16 protein-coding genes are annotated in these 13,547 nt (G+C 71.5%); 9 read left to right on the forward strand and 7 right to left on the reverse strand.

All coding sequences use genetic code 11. From position 1 onward, the window contains the following. The first annotated feature begins 31 nt into the window (after window positions 1–31). Genes ACFYZQ_RS28190 through ACFYZQ_RS28200 form a run of 3 tightly spaced genes read left to right on the forward strand, consistent with a single transcriptional unit; the run spans window position 32 to window position 2,216 of the window. Complete coding sequence (locus tag ACFYZQ_RS28190) at window positions 32–1,099, forward strand: Rieske 2Fe-2S domain-containing protein (protein ID WP_389153367.1); 1,068 nt, start codon at window positions 32–34, stop codon at window positions 1,097–1,099. Beyond that, on the forward strand, window positions 1,096–1,284 hold the full coding sequence (locus tag ACFYZQ_RS28195; RefSeq protein ID WP_389153370.1) for a hypothetical protein: 189 nt from the start codon (window positions 1,096–1,098) through the stop codon (window positions 1,282–1,284). Before ACFYZQ_RS28190 ends, ACFYZQ_RS28195 begins: the two co-directional genes overlap by 4 nt. After that, window positions 1,281–2,216: a PDR/VanB family oxidoreductase gene (locus tag ACFYZQ_RS28200; protein ID WP_389153373.1), complete on the forward strand. Its 936-nt coding sequence runs from the start codon at window positions 1,281–1,283 to the stop codon at window positions 2,214–2,216. Before ACFYZQ_RS28195 ends, ACFYZQ_RS28200 begins: the two co-directional genes overlap by 4 nt. Window positions 2,217–2,231: 15 nt before the next feature. Here ACFYZQ_RS28200 and ACFYZQ_RS28205 read toward each other — a convergent pair whose 3' ends face one another. From ACFYZQ_RS28205 to ACFYZQ_RS28220, 4 genes are read right to left on the reverse strand one after another with little or no spacing between them, the layout of a single operon-like run. Continuing rightward, a complete protein-coding gene (locus ACFYZQ_RS28205) occupies window positions 2,232–3,047 on the reverse strand; it encodes an ABC transporter permease (protein ID WP_389153374.1) in 816 nt (271 codons plus the stop codon). Window positions 3,048–3,063: 16 nt separating this feature from the next. After that, entirely contained in the window at window positions 3,064–3,954 is an 891-nt protein-coding gene (locus ACFYZQ_RS28210; protein WP_389153377.1) for an ABC transporter permease, read from the reverse strand. 3 nt (window positions 3,955–3,957) lie between these two features. After that, window positions 3,958–5,154 (reverse strand): ABC transporter substrate-binding protein, encoded by a 1,197-nt coding sequence (locus ACFYZQ_RS28215; protein WP_389153380.1) that lies wholly within the window; start codon window positions 5,152–5,154, stop codon window positions 3,958–3,960. Between the two features lie 26 nt (window positions 5,155–5,180). Beyond that, window positions 5,181–6,218: an ABC transporter ATP-binding protein gene (locus tag ACFYZQ_RS28220; RefSeq protein WP_389153383.1), complete on the reverse strand. Its 1,038-nt coding sequence runs from the start codon at window positions 6,216–6,218 to the stop codon at window positions 5,181–5,183. A gap of 102 nt (window positions 6,219–6,320) precedes the next feature. Between ACFYZQ_RS28220 and ACFYZQ_RS28225 the strand changes: the two genes are divergently transcribed. Both ACFYZQ_RS28225 and ACFYZQ_RS28230 read left to right on the forward strand, forming a co-directional pair. Then, on the forward strand, window positions 6,321–7,067 hold the full coding sequence (locus ACFYZQ_RS28225) for a FadR/GntR family transcriptional regulator (protein WP_389153386.1): 747 nt from the start codon (window positions 6,321–6,323) through the stop codon (window positions 7,065–7,067). A gap of 34 nt (window positions 7,068–7,101) precedes the next feature. Continuing rightward, a complete protein-coding gene (locus ACFYZQ_RS28230) occupies window positions 7,102–7,884 on the forward strand; it encodes a cache domain-containing protein (protein WP_389153389.1) in 783 nt (260 codons plus the stop codon). 57 nt (window positions 7,885–7,941) lie between these two features. Here ACFYZQ_RS28230 and ACFYZQ_RS28235 read toward each other — a convergent pair whose 3' ends face one another. Further along, on the reverse strand, window positions 7,942–8,604 hold the full coding sequence (locus ACFYZQ_RS28235) for a hypothetical protein (protein WP_389153392.1): 663 nt from the start codon (window positions 8,602–8,604) through the stop codon (window positions 7,942–7,944). Window positions 8,605–8,839: 235 nt separating this feature from the next. Between ACFYZQ_RS28235 and ACFYZQ_RS28240 the strand changes: the two genes are divergently transcribed. The 3 genes from ACFYZQ_RS28240 (at window position 8,840) to ACFYZQ_RS28250 (ending at window position 10,435) form a co-directional block, all read left to right on the forward strand. Further along, window positions 8,840–9,496, forward strand: coding sequence for a helix-turn-helix domain-containing protein (locus ACFYZQ_RS28240; RefSeq protein WP_389153395.1), 657 nt, complete (start codon window positions 8,840–8,842; stop codon window positions 9,494–9,496). Window positions 9,497–9,528: 32 nt separating this feature from the next. Beyond that, entirely contained in the window at window positions 9,529–10,068 is a 540-nt protein-coding gene (locus tag ACFYZQ_RS28245; protein ID WP_389153883.1) for a toxin-antitoxin system, toxin component, read from the forward strand. Window positions 10,069–10,207: 139 nt separating this feature from the next. Then, window positions 10,208–10,435, forward strand: coding sequence for a hypothetical protein (locus tag ACFYZQ_RS28250; protein ID WP_389153398.1), 228 nt, complete (start codon window positions 10,208–10,210; stop codon window positions 10,433–10,435). A 65-nt stretch (window positions 10,436–10,500) separates the two neighbouring features. On the opposite strand, the gene ACFYZQ_RS28255 is transcribed toward ACFYZQ_RS28250, so the two are convergent. Together ACFYZQ_RS28255 and ACFYZQ_RS28260 are read right to left on the reverse strand one after the other, a co-directional pair. Next, window positions 10,501–11,181: a 4'-phosphopantetheinyl transferase gene (locus ACFYZQ_RS28255; RefSeq protein WP_389153401.1), complete on the reverse strand. Its 681-nt coding sequence runs from the start codon at window positions 11,179–11,181 to the stop codon at window positions 10,501–10,503. Next, entirely contained in the window at window positions 11,129–12,037 is a 909-nt protein-coding gene (locus tag ACFYZQ_RS28260) for a metallophosphoesterase family protein (RefSeq protein WP_389153404.1), read from the reverse strand. The genes ACFYZQ_RS28255 and ACFYZQ_RS28260 overlap by 53 nt, the downstream gene beginning before the upstream one ends. Window positions 12,038–12,339: 302 nt before the next feature. Here ACFYZQ_RS28260 and ACFYZQ_RS28265 point away from each other — a divergent pair, with 302 nt between their 5' ends. Next, entirely contained in the window at window positions 12,340–13,485 is a 1,146-nt protein-coding gene (locus ACFYZQ_RS28265) for an ATP-grasp domain-containing protein (protein ID WP_389153407.1), read from the forward strand. The last annotated feature ends 62 nt before the right edge of the window (window positions 13,486–13,547 follow it).

The raw sequence follows: 13,547 nt of genomic DNA on the forward strand, positions 1-13,547 counted from the left end.
CGTCACCACACGAGATACGGGAGCCGCTGCCATGCCCCACATGACCGCCTTCGCCAGGAACCAGTGGTACGTCGCCGCCTACAGCCATGAGGTCGGGCGGGAGGAGCTGCTGGGACGGACCATCCTCGGCGAGCCGCTCGTCTTCTACCGCACCGAGGAGGAGGGCACGCCGGTCGCCCTGCACGACCGGTGCGTGCACCGCCGCTTCCCGCTGTCCGAGAGCCGGCTGGACGGCGACCGGATCGTGTGCGGCTACCACGGCTTCACCTACGACACCACCGGTACGTGCGTGTACGTGCCGGGGCAGAAGCGCGTCCCGCGCACCGCCCGCGTCGCCTCCTACCCGGTCGTCGAGCAGGACTCGCTGGTGTGGGTGTGGATCGGTGACCCGGCGCTCGCGGACCCGCTGACCATCCCGCGCGCCCGGCACCTCGACGCACCGGGCTGGGTCACCATTCGCGGCATGGAGCCGATCGACGCCGACTACGGCCTGCTCGTCGACAACCTCCTCGACCTCTCCCACGAGACGTATCTGCACGGCGGCTACATCGGCACCCCGGAGGTCGCGGAAACACCGATCACGACCGAGGTCGACGAGGGCGCGGGCATCGTCCGGGTCAGCCGGCACATGGACGACGCCGCCTGTCCGCCGTTCTACGCCCGTTCCACCGGCATCGAGGGCCGCATCACCCGCTGGCAGGACATCGAGTACCACGCGCCGTGCCTGTACCTGCTGCACAGCCGCATCGCCCCGGTCGGTGTGCTGCCGGAGGAGGACGGCAGCGACCCGAACGGCTTCCACACCGAGATCACCTACGCGATCACCCCGTCCGCCGACGGCCACGTGTACGACTTCTGGATGGTCTCCCGGGACTGGGCGGTCGACGACGAGGAGGTCACCGAGTTCCTGCGGGGCAACAACCACACCGTCGTCATGCAGGACGTGGACGCGCTCAACCTGCTGCAGAAGACCCTCGGCACCGAGCGGACCGGCTACCAGGAGCTGAGCATCAACATCGACACCGGCGGCCTGGCCGCCCGCCGCATCCTCGCCCGACTGGTCGAGGAGGGCGACAAGCCCGTGGAGAAGGTCCAGTGACGACGCCTGCCCACCCGGCCGCCACCGGCGAGGTCTACCGCATCGACTGGCTGCCGGGCACCGACATCCTGCATGGCACCTGCCACTGCGGCGCCGAGCACACCGCCCAGGACCCGGTCGCGATGTGGGAGTGGATGCTCGGCCACCCCGAAGGCCACCAACCGCCGCAAGGAGCCGGCTCATGAACGTGTACGAGGCCGAACTCGTGGTCGACCGGCTGGAGTCCGCCGCCGAGGGCGTCGTGGCCCTGACCCTGCGCCACCCGCTGGGCGATGAACTGCCCGCCTGGGAGCCGGGCGCCCACGTCGACGTGCTCCTCGGCCCGGACCTGGAGCGGCAGTACTCGCTGTGCGGCGACCCGGCCGACCGTGCCGCGTGGCGCATCGCGGTGCTGCGCGAGCCGGACGGACGGGGCGGATCGGCGTACGTGCACGAACAGTTGGGGCCGGGCGACAAAGTGCGGGTGCGCGGCCCGCGCAACAACTTCCCCCTCCAGTCCGCCGCCCGCTACCGGTTCGTCGCGGGCGGTATCGGCATCACCCCGATCCTGCCGATGCTGGCCGCGGCCGAGGCGGCGGGCGCCGAGTGGACACTGCTGTACGGCGGGCGGGAGCGCCGGTCCATGGCGTTCACCGAGGAGTTGGCCCGCTACGCGGACCGTGTGACCATCGCCCCGCAGGACGAGACTGGACTGCTCGACCTCGGTTCGGTGCTCGACGGCCTGCCCGAGGGCACCCTGGTCTACTGCTGCGGCCCCGGCCCGCTGCTCGACGCGGTCGAGGAGCGGTGCCCGGCCGGAGTGCTGCGCGTGGAGAGGTTCCAGCCGAAGGAGCAACCCGTCGGCGACGACGGCGAGTTCGAGGTGGAGCTGGCCAGGAGCGGTCGTACCCTCACGGTGCCCGCGGGTGTCTCGGTGCTCGACACCGTGCGCGCCGCGGGCGTGGAGGTGCTCTACTCCTGCACCGAGGGCACCTGCGGCACCTGCGAGACGGACGTGCTCGAGGGCACTCCCGAGCACCGCGACTCGGTGCTCAGCGACGAGGAGCGGGCGGCCGGGGACACGATGATGATCTGCGTGTCCCGCTGCCGGGGCGGGAGGCTCGTCCTCGACCTCTGAACCGGTCGGCCGGGCTCACACCCGGCTTCCGGTCGCCGTGTCCGCCGACAGCCGCTGGGCGACGTAGATCGGGACGACCGACAGCAGCACGAGGACCGCCGCCACCACGTTCACCACGGGAGCCTGCTGCGGCCGGGTCATGTTGGCGAAGATCCAGATGGGCAGGGTCTCGATGCCCGGCCCGGCGGTGAAGGTGGTGACCACGATCTCGTCGAAGGACAGTGCGAAGGCGAGCAGCCCGCCCGCGAGCAGTGCCGAGCGCACCAGCGGGAAGGTGACGTCGGCGAAGGCGCGGAAGGTGTGCGCGCCGAGGTCCATGGCCGCCTCCTCGTACGAGCGGGCGGTGCGGCGCAGCCTGGCGACGACGTTGTTGAAGACGACCACGATGCAGAAGGTGGCGTGGCCGACGATCACGGTGAACAGGCCGAGCCCGATCCCGAGCGGCGCGAGGACCGTACCGAAGGCGGAGTTGAGGGCGATGCCCGTGACGATGCCGGGCAGCGCGATCGGCAGGACGACGACGAAGGAGACGGTGCCCCGGCCGAAGAAGCGGTACCGGGCCACGGCGAACGCGATCAGCGTGCCGAGGACCAGCGCGACGGCGGTGGCGCCGAGGCCGGCCTTCACCGACACCCACAGCGCCTCGCGCGCGCCCGTGTTCCGCCAGGCGACCGACCACCAGTGGGCGGTCAGCCCGGGCGGCGGCCAGCTCGCGCTGCGGTCCGGGTTCAGGGAGTTGACGAGGACCAGCAGCAACGGCACGTAGATCACGGCGAAGCCGAATCCGGCGGCGACGCGCAGCGCGATGCGCGCGGAACGCGAGAGCTGCATGACGGTGGGGACCTCTCTAGAGGCTGCTGAGGGCGCCCGTGCGGCGCATCGCCAGCAGGTACAGCACGATCACGACCACCGGGACCGTGCCGAGCGCGGCGGCCATGGGCAGGTTGAGTTCGATGTCGGAGTAGACGAGGTTGCCGATCAGCTGGGTCTTGCCGCCGACGATCTGCACGGTGATGTAGTCGCCGAGGCTGAGCGAGAAGGTGAAGACCGACCCGGCGGCCACCGACGGCAGCACCATCGGCAGGACGACCGACCGGAAGGTACGTCCGGGACGCGCCCCGAGGTCGGCCGAGGCGTCCAGCAGACTGGCGGGGAGCCGCTCGAGCGCCGTGTGGATGGGCAGGACCATGTACGGCAGCCAGAGGTAGGTGAGCGTCAGCACGGTCGCCGGCAGCCCGAAGCCGGGGCCGCTCAGGCCGAACGGCCGCAGCGTCCAGTCGGCGAGTCCGCCCTCGGACAGGATCAGCCGCCAGGCGTACACCTTGACCAGGTAACTGGCCCACAACGGGGTCAGGATGGCGACGACGAGCAGGGGGCGCCACTTCGGTCGCGCGACCCGGGCGGTGTAGAAGGCCAGCGGGAAGGCGATCACCGCGCACGTGACGGTGACCGCGAGGGCCACGCCCACGCTGCGCAGGATCACCTGCCGGTAGACGGGCGTGGTGAACAGCGCGTGGAAGTTGTCGGTGGAGAAGACTTTCACCACCTGGGAGGTGAAGGAGTTCGTCGTCCAGAACGCGGAGACGAACAGGACGGTCAGCGAGCCGAGGTAGAGCACGGCCAGCCACAGCAGCGGGGCGGTCAGCAGCAGGGCCAGCCGGAGCCGGGGGCGGCGGTGCAGCGTCCCGGCGAGCCGCCGGACGGTCCTGCGCCCGGCGGCGTTCGCCTGTGTGGTCATCGCTCAGCCCTTGATCTCGGTCCAGGCCTGCACCCACTTGGCGTACGGCACGCACTTGACGTCGGTGCGGCCGTCGAGGCATTGCTCGATCGGCGTGTTCCAGAAGGCGATGTTCTTCCAGTACTTCTCGTCACCCGCGTGGTAGGTGGTGCAGAAGTTCTTGTCGCTGGTCTCCTCACATGCCTTCGCGTTGGCCGGGGCCTCGCCGAAGTACTCGGCGACCTGGGCGTTGACCTTCGGGGAGACGATCCAGTCCAGCCACTTGTATGCACAGTTCGGGTGCTTGGCTTTCGCATACACCATCCAGGTGTCGGACCACCCGGTCGAGCCCTCCTTCGGTACGAACGCCTTGACCTTGGCCCCTTCGCCGGCGGCGAGGCTGGCGATGACCTGCCAGGTGGTGCCGACGACCGAGTCCCCGCTCTTGAAGGCGGAGACCTCCTTGAGGTAGTCGCTCCAGTACTCGCCGACGCTGGCGTTCTGCTTCTTCAGCAGGGCCACGGCCGCGTCGAACTGTTTCTGGTCGAGCGCGTACGGGTTCTTGATCTTCAGCTCGGGTCTGGTCGCCTTGAGGTAGAGGGCCGCGTCGGCGATGTAGATCGGCGAGTCGTAGGCGGTCACGTGACCCTTGTACTTCGCCGCGTCGTCGAAGACGGCCGACCAGGAGGTGGGCGCCGGGTCGACCTTCTGGGTGTTGTACATCAGCAGGTTGGCGCCGCGGCCGTGCGGGATGCCGTACATCCGGCCGTCGACGGAGTTCCAGGCGCCGTTCTTCAGGCCGCTGAAGATGTCCTTGTAGTTGGGCACGAGGGAGGTGTTGACGGGGGCCGCGTCGCCGGAGGCGATGAGACGCAGGGATGCGTCGCCGGAGGCGGAGACGGCGTCGTACTCGCCGGTCTTCATCAACTTGACCATCTCGTCGGAGCTGGCGGCGACCTTGGAGCGGACCTGACAGCCGGTCTGCTTCTCGAAGTCGCTGACCCAGTCGACCTTGGGGTCGTTGGACCCGTCCTCGACGTAACCGGCCCAGGCGATCAGATTGACCTGGCCCTCGGCCTTGCCGATGCTGGACTGCGCCTTGAGGTCGGGCGGGTTGAGGCCGGTGGCCGGGGAACCGCCCCCGCCGGAGGAGCCGCAGGCGGTGGCGGCCACGAGCAGCGCGGCGGCTGCCGCCACCTGGAGGGTTCGGGTGAGGCGCACGACGTACTCCCTGTGGTGAAGAGCGATCAGTGGGCGTCGGGGACCTGGATCGTGTGACGGCGGTGCCATTGGAGACGGACGCGGACGCCGCGGTAGGCGGCGACGTCCTCGGCGGAGGTCTCCAGGTTCTGCTGGAGCGCGGTGAGGCGGCCGCCGGCGTCGAGGTCGACGAGGAAGCGGGTGCTGTCGCCCAGGTAGACGACCTCGGCGACGGTGCCGGTGGCGGTGGCGTGGTCGGGTTCGTCCACGTCGGCGGACTCCTTCAGCACCCGGATCTTCTCGGGACGGACGCTGTAGGTGCCCGGAGCGCCGGTGATGCGCTGGGCGGACTCGCCGACGAGCAGGTTGGAGGTGCCCACGAAGGAGGCGACGAAGGGCGTGGCGGGGCGCTCGTAGATCTCCGCCGGGGTGCCGACCTGCTGGATGCGGCCTTCGTGGAAGACGGCGATGCGGTCGCTCATCGTCAGGGCCTCCTCCTGGTCGTGGGTGACGAAGACGAACGTGATGCCGACCTCCCGCTGGAGCGCCTTCAGCTCGACCTGCATCTGCTCGCGCAGCTTGAGGTCGAGGGCGCCGAGCGGTTCGTCGAGCAGCAGCACCCGGGGGCGGCCCACCAGGGCCCGGGCGAGGGCGACGCGCTGGCGCTGGCCTCCGGAGAGCCGGTCCGGGCGCCGTTTGCCGTAACCGTCGAGGCGGACCTCGGCGAGGGCCTTGCGAGCGCGGACCAGACGTTCGGCCTTGGGCACCTTGCGGACCTTGAGGGCGTAGGCGACGTTCTGCTCGACTGTCATGTGCGGGAAGAGGGCGTAGTCCTGGAAGACGGTGTGGACGTCGCGCTCGAAGGGGGCGAGCCGGGTGACCTCCTGTCCGGCGAGTTCGATCCGGCCCTCGGTGGGGGCCTCGAAGCCGGCGATCAGCCGCAGGACGGTCGTCTTGCCCGAACCGGAGGGGCCGAGCATGGAGAAGAACTCCCCGTCCCGGACCTCCAGGTCGACCCCGGCCACGGCGGTGGTCTCCCCGAACGACTTCGTCAGGCCCTGCAACAGGATCGCGCTTCCCCCCATGGACGGGAACCTTTCTGGCGGGCGGTACGTTTCAGTAAAACTATGAAGTCATAGTTCAGATCTCAAGGCCCCCTTAAGGTAAAGCTTGAGTCAACATGCAAGGTGGTGGCCGTGAAGCGAACGACTGACGGCGGGGCTCGCAGAGCCGTCTTCGCGCCGGTCGACAACCTGGCGCGCGTCGAGGCGGTCGTCCACCGGCTGGGCGACGCCATAGAGCTCGGGCTGCTCGCCGACGGCGAGCAGCTGCCCGGCGAGAGCGAGCTGGCCGGGCGGCTCGGCGTGTCCACGGTGACCCTGCGGGAGGCGCTCATGGCGCTGCGGCAGCAGGGCCTGGTCACCACCCGCCGGGGCCGCGGCGGCGGCAGCTTCGTCTCGCTGCCCGACGTCCCCGGCGAGGAACGTCTGAAGGCCAGGCTGCGCGGCTGGAGCACCGAGGAGCTGCGCGACCTCGGCGACCACTGGGCCGCCCTGTCGGGTACCGCTGCCCGGCTCGCGACCGACCGCACGGAACCCGACGACCTCGCCCAACTGCGCCGAACCGCCGCGGAGTTGGACAGTGCCGAGGACGCGGCGGCACGCAGCCGGGTGTACGGCCGGTTCCATGTGGAGCTGGCGGCGGCCGCGCAGTCCGCCCGGCTCACTCGGGAACAGGTGGCGCTGCAGACCGAGATCGGGGCGCTGCTGTGCCTCGTGCTCGGCGACGACGAATATCGTGAAGAAGTGGCGGACCGTCAGCGGTCCGTGATCTCGGCCGTGCAGGATGGCAACCCCGAAACCGCCCGCACGCTGGCCGAACGGTGCGTCCAGGAGTCGGCGGCGCGGCTCATCGCGCTACGCCTGACCCTGTAGCACGGCCGGTCGGTCCCGTCCGCTGGAGTGCGCCATGAGCCAGAGTCCAGGTCTCGTCGGCGCGGCGGCCAGCACGTCGGCCTGCGGCGCCGAGGAACACGTCTTGGCCCAGGTGGCCCGCTGGCTGGAAGCGGTCTTCGACTCCGTCGCCGAGACCTGCGCCGACACGGCGGCACTGCTGGGCCGGGTGGCCGCGGAAGGCCACAGGCCCGCGACCGCCGACCTCGCCGCACTGCGCCCGGGACTGCACCTGCGACTGACCCGGGACGAGTTGGTCTCCGGGGTCGGTTTCATCGCCGCGCCCGGACTGCTCACGGACGTGCCGGCGTGGCTGGAGTGGTGGCAGACCTCCGCCGAGGGCGACCTGCGGCCGCTGCTGCCCGACCTCGACCCGGACCGGTCGGCGTACTCGGACTACACGCACTGGGACTGGTTCGCCCTGCCCCGCGACACCGGGCGGCGGGCCGTTTCCGGGCCGTACGTCGACTACCTCTGCTCCGACGAGTACAGCCTGACGCTGTCCGCGCCCGTCCGGGTGGCGGGCCGGTTCGCGGGCGTCGCCGCGGCCGATGTCTATCTGCGGCACTTCGAGGCGGCCGTACTGCCCCTGCTGCGCCGGCTGCCCGGGCCCTCCCATCTGGTCAACGCCCGCGGCCGGGTCGCGGCCTCCGCGGACCCCGCCCATCTCGCCGGGTCCCTCACCCGGGGACCGGACTTCACCGCGGTGCTGGAGCGGGGGCGGGCGCAGACGTACGGTGCGACCCGACTGGTGCCCTGCCGGGGTGTGCCGCTGGTGCTGGTGGTGGCGACGCGGTGAGGTCCGTGCGGCAGTCGGCCCGGCGCCGTCGGCGACCTGAACGCCGGCGGTGCCGGGTCAGGCCTCCGGCGCCGGAACGACGGTCAGATGGCTCGCCGCGGCGCGGGCGCGGCGCGGGGCCGCGGCGGCGCGGCGGGAGTCACGCAGGACCAGGGTCAGACGGGCGTACCCGAAGGCCTGAAGGGCCCCCGGGGTCTCGACGACGATCCGGCACTCGGTGGCGCCCCAGCGCGGGTCCGGGTGGAGCAGCGGACGGACGGCCCCGTCGGGCTCGCCGGCGTTCTCACCGACGGCGCGGATCCAGTGCGGCAGGCCCTGCCGGAAGGCGGCCTCCATGAGCGGGTCCTGGGCGATGTCCCGGCGGATCGCCTGCAGCCCGTGGTCATGGACGCTGCGCTCCCAGGCGGCCTTGAAGTGCGCCAGCATCGGCAGGCACCAGCTCGGCTCGTGCTCCCCGAGGACGGTGGCCGCGTCGGGATGGAACAGGACGAACCTCAGGAAGTTGTCCCCCGGCATGGCCGTCGGATGCGGGCCGACACCCCGGAAAAGTGTCCGATACGCGCTGTTGGCCAGGACGACGTCCCAGCTGTGGTCCACGACGAAGGACGGAAAGGAGACAGCCTCCAGGAGCGTGGCGTAGTCCTGGAGATACGCCTGGGCCTCGAGACCCTCGGGGACGGGCCGCGGCGCCGGCCGCTGCCCACCTGCCTGATGTGCCATCGGGAGGTCACCCCTCTTGCCTATGCGGCCTTCACGCGGCGCCCTGATCCTGCTGCTCCGACAAGAGTCATGTCAACTATCGTGGCATTTCATGCCTGTTGACGGCTGAAATTGGCCACAGTTGTGGCGAGACCTGGATGTGAGTTCGAAGCACCCGCTACTCTCCGGGAAGTTCACGGCAACTGTTTGTGATGAGCCTCGTGTAGAGCCTCTGAGAGACGTAGGAGATCTGTCGGTGACGGATGGCTACGAGGATCCGGGCGCCACGGCGACCGCCCAGCTGCCGGCCGTCGTCGCCCGCGTCACCGCGCTCGCCGACCGGCTCGGTGTGCCGCACGCCGAGGTCTTCGACGTCAGGCGGCTGTCCGTCGCCTGCGGCGTCCCCGAATCCGTGGTCAGGGCCCTGCTCGGCGGCCGGGCCGCGGGCGAGCCCGATGTGCAGGCGAGGTTCCTGCAGCGCCTGGACCTGCTGCGCCGCACCCGGCTGAAGCCCAACGGGCGCAGGTACACCCAGCAGGAGATCGCCGACGGCGCGGGCATGTCCCGGCAGCAGGCGGGCGCGCTCATCAACGGCGACCGGCGTCCCACGATGGAGCACTGCGACGCGCTGCAGCGTTTCTTCCGCGTGCACGCCGGTTTCCTCACCGCGGAGGACCCCGAAGCCCTCGCGGGTGCCCTGCAGCGCACCGAGCAGGAACTGCTGCAGAAGCTGGCCGACCGCGAACGCGCGGCGGCCCGACTCGCCGAGGATCCTCTGGAGCGGCTGCTGCAGGACCACGGCGTCCGCGGGATCGCCTGGCGGGCCGCACAGCTGCCCACCGACCAGCACCGCGACAAGGTCGCCGAGTGGCTGGACATGCTCTTGGAGAGCGTCAAGCGGCCCGAGTCGTGAAACTGCGCGGAAAAGTGGGCACCGCCCGGCGGATGCGCCGCCTGTGCGGCGAGTTGGTCGCCGAACTGACCCTTCCCGCCCCGGCGCGGCCGAACGACCTGTACACGGCGCTGTGCGATGCGATGAGCCGCCGCCGCGGCCGGCCCGTGCTGTTCCGTGCGGCCGCCTTCCCGCCCGGCACCGCCAGCGGGCTGTGGCTCGACATGGCCGACCGGGACCTGATCGTCGTGGAGGAGCGCACCGCGCCCGACCACCAGCTCGTCATCCTCGGACACGAGTTGTGGCACATGCAGGCCGACCACAGCGGCCACCGCCTCGAGGGCGTACGCGTGGCGTCGCGGCTGCTCGGCGACGACCGGGACCAGGAGGCCCTGGAGGCCGCCGTGCACAAGGTGGCCGCCCGTACCCGCTTCGACCTGGCCGAGGAGCGGCAGGCCGAGGCCTTCGGCCTGCTGCTGGCCAGCAAGTGCCGTACGCGGCTGGCGGGTTCGTCACTGCGCGGCCCGGTGCCGCGGGACGACGTGGCGGGCCGTATCGAGGCGTCGCTGGGGTATCTGCGCCGACAGGGCTGAGGCGTCCCGGACCGTGGCCGGGGTGCGGCGGGGCGGCGTTGTCAGTGGCGGACGGCAAGCTGGAGGTGCGCCGCCGCCGTGTGCGGCGTACGCGCTGCGAAGCGCGTGGACCACGACACTCGACGGGGAGAACCGACCGATGCCCACCGCCGTACCGACCGACCGAGAGCGCGCCGCCGTCCAGGCATATCTGCGGCTGCTGCACACCGTACGCGCCGCCCTGGACGGGCCGCCGGACAAACCCCGGCCGGTCGCCGTCCCACCCGCCGTGCTGGCCGAAGCGGACCGGGCGCTGGCCGACGCCGGACTCGCGGGCAACGAGGGAGAGTTCTTCCGGCTGCTGCACGGCAGGCGCCCGCGATCCTGAGCCGGCCGGGCCCGGGGGACGCGGCGTTCGACCCCACGGCCGGTGTTCCCGGGCCCGGGGCGCGCTCAGGAATGCGGCACCACGACCACCGTCATGACCACGCCGCGCCGGACGCCCCAGCGGCCCTCGAACCGGCCGACGCGGCGACCACCCACCCAGGGCCCCGGCACGAGGAGTTCGGCGTGCAGACGGCCCCCCGGGGCCGGGCCGGGCTCGGGGACGATGTCGATGTCGGCCTCGGCGAAGTCCAGCCACTGGCCGGTGAGCGGGAACCAGGCCTTGTAGACGGACTCCTTGGCGCTGAACAGGATCCGTTTCCAGTGCACGTCGGGCCGTTCCTCGGCGAGCCGGCCCAGCCGCTCGGCCTCGGCGGGCAGGAACACGTAGGAGGCGACCTCCTCCGGGAGCACCTCGTGCGGTTCGGCGTCGATGCCGAGGGAGGCCAGATCGGTGGCGCGGGCCAGGGCGGCGGCGCAGTAGCCGTCGCTGTGGGTCATGCTGCCGACCAGGCCGTCCGGCCAGCTAGGCGCGCCGCTCTCGCCGGTCAGCACGGGCTGCGGAGGCACGCCGAGCTTCTCCATGGCGATCCGGGCGCAGGCGCGCACGGCGGAGAACTCGCGGCGGCGCTTGGCCACCGCCCGGGTCATGAGTGCCGCTTCCCCGGGGTACAGCGGGGCGTCCCGCAGCTCGTCGTCACCGTGCAGTTCCACGGCCACGACCGAGTGCGGAAGCAGCTCCTCGATCACCGGATTCGACCTCCATCGGCAGGATACGACGCGGATCTCCCGGCGCCTGCGGACGCCCCCGCCATTCGCGGGGATACCCGAGGGACACCTCTTCGAAGCGGACGCCGTCGTGCCAGGTGGTCCGCGGGATGTGGAGATGACCGTAGACCATGGTGGCGACGCGGAATCTGCGGTGCCAGTCCGCGGTGAGCCGGGTGCCGCACCACATGGCGAACTCGGGGTGCCACAGCACGTCCATCGGGTGCCGGTCCAGCGGATAGTGGTTGATCAGGACGGTGGGCAGGTCCTCGGGCAGCTCGGCCAGCCTGCGCTCCGTCCCGGCCACCCGGGCGTGGCACCAGGCCTCGCGGCTGGGATAGGGGTCCGGGTGCAGCAGGTGCTCGTCGTTGCAGACGATGCCGGTGCCGTGCGCGTAGGCGAGGCCCTCGTCCTTGGTGGCGCATCCGTCGGGCAGGAAGGAGTAGTCGTACAGCAGGAAGAGCGGTGCGACGACCGCCGGGCCGCCGGGGCCGTGCCACACGGGGTACGGGTCCTCGGGGCTCGTCACGCCCAGCTCACGGCACAGCTCGACCAGGTGCTCGTAGCGGGGGACGCCGCGCAGGGTGACGGTGTCACGGGGGTGGGCCCACAGCTCGTGGTTGCCGGGGGACCACAGGACCTTGCGGAAGCGGCCGGCGAGGGTTTCGAGGGCCCAGCGGATGTCGGCGACCGTCTCGGCCACGTCGCCGGCCACGATCAGCCAGTCGTCGTCCGAGCCGGGGCGCATCCGCTCGACGAGTGCACGGTTCTCGGCGTATCCGACGTGCAGGTCGCTGATGGCCAGCAACTGCCCGGCCCCGCCGGCCGTGGATTCCACCCTGGCCCCTTCCGATCATGTCAGTGACACCACGAGAACACATCCACAGCCGCCGGACAAGGACAATCCACGCCAGTGCGGGGCGGGCCGTGGAGCCGCTGTTCCGGCACCGCCCGAGCACCTGGGCGGGACCGGTGCATCCGTAACACGCGCGTTGCACGCAGGGGCCGTTGAAAGCCGTATGATCGCCCCAACACCACCGCCAGGAACGCCCTTCACGCAGGGCGGTTTGGTGTCCCTCCATCCCCCCTGCCCGGGCACGGGCCGCTGCGCCCTGCCCGAAACCCCGAAAGGCGGCCTGCATGCCCTCTCGCGTACGCGTCTGGCTCAACCGCACGTACGCGGAGAACGTGTTCTTCATGGATCAGCTGCGGAGAAATCCCAGCGACCGCGCGGTGGAGATCCATGCCACGCACGGTGACCCGGACTCCCCCGTACTGGCCGCCGCCGACACCGCCGAGCTGGAGCCGGAGGGTCTGTCCCCGGCCGGGTACGTCGAGTACGCCCTGGACCAGTGCGCGCGGCGCGGCATCGACGTGTTCGTGCCGCGCCTGCACCAGGCGGCGATCGTGGCGCAGCGCGCCGAGTTCGAGGCGGCCGGTACGGCGCTGCTGGCGCCGACCCCCGAGGGGGTCGCCGTGTTCGAGGACAAGGCGACCGCGTACGAGGCGGTCGCCTCGGTCGGCGTGCCGGTGCCGCCGTGGTGGCGGGTGCGTACGGCGGACGAACTCCTCGCTGCCGTCGAGGAGTTGGAGGCGGCCGGACACAAGGCGTGCTTCAAGCCGGCCGCCGGCGCGGGCGGCGTGGGCTTCCGGGTGATCACGCGCGCGCCGTTCTCCCTGGCGCAGCTGAACGGTTTCCCGGGGCCGTACGTGCCGCTGGAGCTGGTGGTGGCGGCGGTGCGGGAGGCCGAGGAGCCGGTGGACTGGCTGGTGATGCCGCGCCTGGCGGAGCCGGAGGTGTCGGTGGACTGTCTGACGGGCCCGGACAACCGTGTCCGACTGGCCGTTGGCCGCACCAAGAACGGGCGGCGCCGCGGTTTCACGCTCGACGAGCAGTGGCTGGCGCCGGCGCGGCTGATCGCGGAGGGGTTCGGGCTGCACTACCTGTCCAACATCCAGTTCCGGGTGTTCGGGGAGCGGCCGGTGCTGCTCGACGTCAACACCCGCCCGGCCGGCGGCCTGCACCAGCTGTCGCTGTGCGGGGTCAACGCGCCATGGGCGGCAGTGCAGTTGGCGCTGGGTGAGGAAACCGGCGAGATCGTGCCACCGTTCCTGGGCCAGGACTACGCCGTGGTGTCCGGGCCTCGTCCGGTACGGCCGGTGTCGTTCCCGCGGCAGCGCACGGAGGAGGCCGGGCCGCTGCTGCCGACGATGCCCTCGCCCGCGGCGGCGCCCGCCACCGAGGTCGCGGCACAGACGGGTGCCGCCGCGGCGGCACCGGCCTGAGCCGCGGCGGCCCGCATCGCACCGGCCTGAAGCACACCGTCCACCGGTCTGGACCAATCATG

Source organism: Streptomyces sp. NPDC001843, assembly GCF_042891955.1.
GTDB lineage: Bacteria > Actinomycetota > Actinomycetes > Streptomycetales > Streptomycetaceae > Streptomyces.

Bases quoted from the DNA above. Each gene is read 5' to 3' on its own strand.
- ACFYZQ_RS28190 (WP_389153367.1), top strand. From the start codon at position 32: ATGCCCCACATGACCGCCTTCGCCAGGAACCAGTGGTACGTCGCCGCC.
- ACFYZQ_RS28200 (WP_389153373.1), top strand. From the start codon at position 1,281: ATGAACGTGTACGAGGCCGAACTCGTGGTCGACCGGCTGGAGTCCGCC.
- ACFYZQ_RS28205 (WP_389153374.1), bottom strand. From the start codon at position 3,047: ATGCAGCTCTCGCGTTCCGCGCGCATCGCGCTGCGCGTCGCCGCCGGA.
- ACFYZQ_RS28210 (WP_389153377.1), bottom strand. From the start codon at position 3,954: ATGACCACACAGGCGAACGCCGCCGGGCGCAGGACCGTCCGGCGGCTC.
- ACFYZQ_RS28220 (WP_389153383.1), bottom strand. From the start codon at position 6,218: ATGGGGGGAAGCGCGATCCTGTTGCAGGGCCTGACGAAGTCGTTCGGG.
- ACFYZQ_RS28230 (WP_389153389.1), top strand. From the start codon at position 7,102: ATGAGCCAGAGTCCAGGTCTCGTCGGCGCGGCGGCCAGCACGTCGGCC.
- ACFYZQ_RS28235 (WP_389153392.1), bottom strand. From the start codon at position 8,604: ATGGCACATCAGGCAGGTGGGCAGCGGCCGGCGCCGCGGCCCGTCCCC.
- ACFYZQ_RS28245 (WP_389153883.1), top strand. From the start codon at position 9,529: ATGCGCCGCCTGTGCGGCGAGTTGGTCGCCGAACTGACCCTTCCCGCC.
- ACFYZQ_RS28250 (WP_389153398.1), top strand. From the start codon at position 10,208: ATGCCCACCGCCGTACCGACCGACCGAGAGCGCGCCGCCGTCCAGGCA.
- ACFYZQ_RS28265 (WP_389153407.1), top strand. From the start codon at position 12,340: ATGCCCTCTCGCGTACGCGTCTGGCTCAACCGCACGTACGCGGAGAAC.